This window comes from Inquilinus sp. (assembly GCF_039594555.1).
Classification (GTDB): domain Bacteria; phylum Pseudomonadota; class Alphaproteobacteria; order DSM-16000; family Inquilinaceae; genus Inquilinus.
Genome location: NZ_JBCNNF010000553.1, coordinates 1 through 3644, shown reverse-complemented (window position 1 = coordinate 3644; position 3644 = coordinate 1). Strand labels below are relative to the sequence as shown.

Below are 3644 nucleotides of genomic sequence, written 5' to 3'. Positions count from 1 at the left end.
TGCCCAGCACCTCCAGCTCGCTGGTGCCGAAGGCGTCGGCGGCCAGCCGGATATAGTCGGCGGTCAGCCGCCGCTCGCCGCGCTCGAGCTTGATGAACTGCCCGCGCGAGACGCCCATGGCCTCGGCCGCCTGCTCATGCGTCCAGCCCCGGGCTTGGCGCAGCTGCTTCAATCCGTTCCCCATTCTGGGTATCTTGCCGCATCAGATCTGCGCTGTCATTCCCCATTATGGGAAATATTGGCTTGACGAAATTCCCCAAAATGGGAAATTATTATCCTATGGATTTGATCCTTTTCATCCCGTCCGGGGGCCGGGCCTCGCTCGGCCCCCGGATATCCCGGCTCCGGCAGCGCTGTCGGGCCTGACCCCGGCGCTGCCGTGCTGCAGCGGCGCCGGCTGAATTTCCCGTCCGCAACGGACCGTGGCGGCCCGGCTGACCGCCCTTTCCCTTCGGAGTTCCGTCATGCCTTGCGCACCCCTGTTCGCCGGTCCGATGGCCGGTCTCGCCCTCGCCTTGTCCGCCGTCCAGCCGACCCCCGCCGCCGCGCAGGCGCAAGCCCCCTGCGCGCCTTATGAGATCGTCGCCGCGGCGCTGAACGAGCGCTACCACGAGGCACCGGTGGCGCGGATGCTGTCCGACCGCGGCTTCGTCATCGAGGTCCTGGCGTCGGCCGACGGCGCCAGCTTCACCGTGCTCGGCATCCAGCCCGGCGGCAGCGCCTGCGTGCTGGCGGCCGGGTCGGCCTTCGCCCTCGTCAGCCCGGCGGCGGCGCCGGCGCCGGGGACGGGTGCCTGATGGAAAGCGGCCCTTCGATCCCGCTCAGCGACCGCAGCCGGACGCTGTTCGCCATCATCGCCGCCGCGGCGGAGGAGGGGGCGCCGACCCCCTCGACCGCCGAGCTGGCGGCGGCGCTGGACGCCACCGGGCACCAGACCGACGGCAGGCCGAGCCTGATCGACTACGAGCTGCGGCGGCTGGTGCGCGCCGGCCGGATCGCCATCATCGGGCAGCAGAGGCGGCGGGTCTTCGAGATCGCCGGCACCGGCCGGCGCACGGTGCGGCGGCCTGCCGGGATCAGCCGGGCGCTGCTCCTGGCCCGGCTGACGCCACGTCCCGATGTCGACGAGGCGGATGGCTGGCCGCGCCCGACGCGGGAGAGTGCCGCCGCCTATGACGCGGCGGTGCGGCGCCGGGAGTTCGCCCGGCACGAGCGTCCCGAGCCGCGGGGCCCACTGGTCCGGATCGATCCGCCGGCCGAGCGGTCGCCGACCGGCTGCGCCGCGGCGCTGATGGCGGCCTGGTGAGGCCGACCGCCCTCGTCACAGACATTTCGAACCGGCAGAGAGGAAATATGGCGCGAGACAGGATCGGGCGCGGCCGGGCGGCCGCGCCCGGGCAGGAGGCGCGGGAGACGCCGGAGCGGGCCCGGCACGCGGCCGGCATCGTCGACCGGCCGACCGGGACCGCCATCGGGTCGCCGATCGGCCGCCTGGTGCAGTCCCCTCGCGCTGGGCGCCCGGCAACGAGAACAACACCGGCGCCTATGTCGCACATGTAGCGGCGCTGACCGGCTTCGGGCCGGACGCCGTGCTCGACCTTCATGGCTACCAGCATCTGGCGCCGCTGGTGAAGGCCGTGATCACCCATGAGAATGGCCGGAATACCTACCCGGATTCGCTGATCGACGACGGCCTGCTTCGGGCCGGCGTGCAGCCGCCGGGCCGGGCGGTGGTCAGCCGCGCGGCGGACCGGGCCAAGACCACCGTGGCCGTGGCAGCCGGCGGGACCGCCGTCGTCGGCGCGGCGCTGGACGGGCTGCAGCAGCTCGCCCCGGCGCTGCCGGCGGTGCAGCAGATCGCGGCCCTGCCGCCCGTCATCCTGGTCGTCATCGGTGCCGTCGCCGTCACCGGGCTCGTCGCCTGGCTGGTGTTGAGGAAACGATGATCGCGGTCGTCGCCGGCCTGCTCGGCTCCAGACTCGGCCGTTGGGCGGCGCTGGCTCTGCTCGGCGCCGCCGCCGTCTCCCTCATGCTCTGGCGCGTCTTCGCGGCCGGCCGAGCCAGCGTCGCCGCCCAGCAGACTCAGGACACGCTGACCCATGTGCTCGACACCATTCGCCGCGACCAGGCTCTGCGGTCTCTGTCTCCTGCTGCTCGCCGTGAGTGGCTGCGTCGCTACGCCCAGGACCGCGAGCGTCGATAGCGTTTGCCTCGTCGTCGCCGAGCCGCCCGTGACGCCCGGCTGGGTCGAAAGCGCCGACCAGACCTGGGTGGACTGGCTGCTCCCGATCGTCGACTACGGCCAGCGGCACTGCGGCTGGCGGTGACGGGCCTCAGGCCGCCGGCGTCGCCACCGGCTCAAGGTCGGAGGGCGGGCCGGAGCTGCGGATCCTTCCCGCCAACTGCCGCATGGCGCGGTAACCCGGGCGGCGGCAGGCCGCCGCCCGTCGATCCCTCAGAACCGGCCGGCGCGGAAATCCTCGATCGCCTCGACGATCTGCGCCTCGGTGCTCATCACGAAGGGGCCGTATTTCGCCACCGGCTCGCGCAGCGGCTTGCCGGCGACGATCAGCAGCCGCGCCGGGCCAGCCTTGGCCGTTGCGCGCACGCCGTCGCCGGTGCCGAGCACGCCCAGGGTGCCGCGTTCCAGCGTCTTGCCGCCGACCTCGGCCGCGCCCTGATAGACATAGGCGAAGCCGGCATGGCCCTCCGGCAGCGGCACGTCGGCCGCGGCGCCGGCCTCGAGCTGGAGATCGAGATAGACCGGCTGGGTGGTGCCGCCCTCGACCGCGCCCGTGGTGCCGCCGAAGCGGCCGGCGATGACGCGGATCCGGGCTCCGGGCGCCGCCGTGATCTCCGGCACCGCATCGGCCGGGATGTCCTGGTAGCGCGGCTCCGCCATCTTCTCCGCCGCCGGCAGGTTGACCCAGAGCTGGAAGCCCCACATCAGCCCGTTCTCCTGCTCTGGCATCTCGGAATGCACGATACCGCGACCTGCGGTCATCCACTGCACGCTGCCGGGGCCGAGCAGGCCGACATTGCCCTTGTTGTCGCCGTGCCGCATCCGGCCGGCCAGCATGTAGGTCACGGTCTCGAAGCCGCGATGCGGATGGTCCGGAAAGCCGGCCAGGTAGTCGGCCGCCTCGTCGGAGCGGAACTCGTCCAGCATCAGGAACGGGTCGAGGTCGGCCAGGCCGGGCTGGCCGATCACGCGGGTCAGCTTCACCCCGGCGCCGTCGCTGGCCGGGCGGCCACGCAGGGTGCGGGTCACGCTGCGCGGACGGGCCAGGCTGGTCGCTTCGGCGGTTGTCATCATCATCTCCATCTTGGCGCTGGGATCGCCGGCGCGGTTCCGTTCTGCCGCAAAGATCGGCTTTGCGACCGGTCGAGAAAATGCGGCTTTCCCCGAAACCGCCGTTCGATATGATCGAACGATGCGATACCGGCTCGACGATATCGCCACCTTCCTGCAGGTGGTGGACAGCGGCAGCATCAGCGCGGCGGCGCGCCGGCTGAACCTGTCGAAATCCGTGGTCAGCAAGCGCATCAGCGACCTCGAGGCCGCGCTGGGCGGGGCGCTGCTGCAGCGCTCCACCCGCCGGGTGCTGCCGACCGACCGCGGCTTGGCCTTCTACGAGCGCGGC

At 72.3% G+C, this 3644-nt stretch carries 7 protein-coding genes; 5 read left to right on the top strand and 2 right to left on the bottom strand.

The window, feature by feature from the left end:
* A partial coding sequence (locus ABDW35_RS33835; RefSeq protein WP_343718245.1) for a helix-turn-helix transcriptional regulator occupies positions 1 to 184 on the bottom strand: 184 nt, incomplete at its 3' end.
* A 280-nt stretch (positions 185 to 464) separates the two neighbouring features.
* On the opposite strand from ABDW35_RS33835, the gene ABDW35_RS33830 reads away from it, so the two are divergent.
* The 4 genes from ABDW35_RS33830 to ABDW35_RS33815 all read left to right on the top strand — a co-directional run bounded on the left by ABDW35_RS33830 (position 465) and on the right by ABDW35_RS33815 (position 2203).
* Complete coding sequence (locus tag ABDW35_RS33830; protein WP_343718244.1) at positions 465 to 797, top strand: hypothetical protein; 333 nt, start codon at positions 465 to 467, stop codon at positions 795 to 797.
* A complete protein-coding gene (locus ABDW35_RS33825) occupies positions 797 to 1306 on the top strand; it encodes a hypothetical protein (protein WP_343718243.1) in 510 nt (169 codons plus the stop codon). Before ABDW35_RS33830 ends, ABDW35_RS33825 begins: the two co-directional genes overlap by 1 nt.
* A 283-nt stretch (positions 1307 to 1589) precedes the next feature.
* On the top strand, positions 1590 to 1946 hold the full coding sequence (locus ABDW35_RS33820; RefSeq protein ID WP_343718242.1) for a hypothetical protein: 357 nt from the start codon (positions 1590 to 1592) through the stop codon (positions 1944 to 1946).
* A complete protein-coding gene (locus ABDW35_RS33815; RefSeq protein ID WP_343718241.1) occupies positions 1943 to 2203 on the top strand; it encodes a hypothetical protein in 261 nt (86 codons plus the stop codon). The genes ABDW35_RS33820 and ABDW35_RS33815 overlap by 4 nt, the downstream gene beginning before the upstream one ends.
* Positions 2204 to 2455: 252 nt before the next feature.
* Here ABDW35_RS33815 and ABDW35_RS33810 read toward each other — a convergent pair whose 3' ends face one another.
* Positions 2456 to 3313 (bottom strand): pirin family protein, encoded by an 858-nt coding sequence (locus ABDW35_RS33810; protein ID WP_343718240.1) that lies wholly within the window; start codon positions 3311 to 3313, stop codon positions 2456 to 2458.
* 121 nt (positions 3314 to 3434) lie between these two features.
* On the opposite strand from ABDW35_RS33810, the gene ABDW35_RS33805 reads away from it, so the two are divergent.
* A partial coding sequence (locus ABDW35_RS33805) for a LysR family transcriptional regulator (RefSeq protein WP_343718239.1) occupies positions 3435 to 3644 on the top strand: 210 nt, incomplete at its 3' end.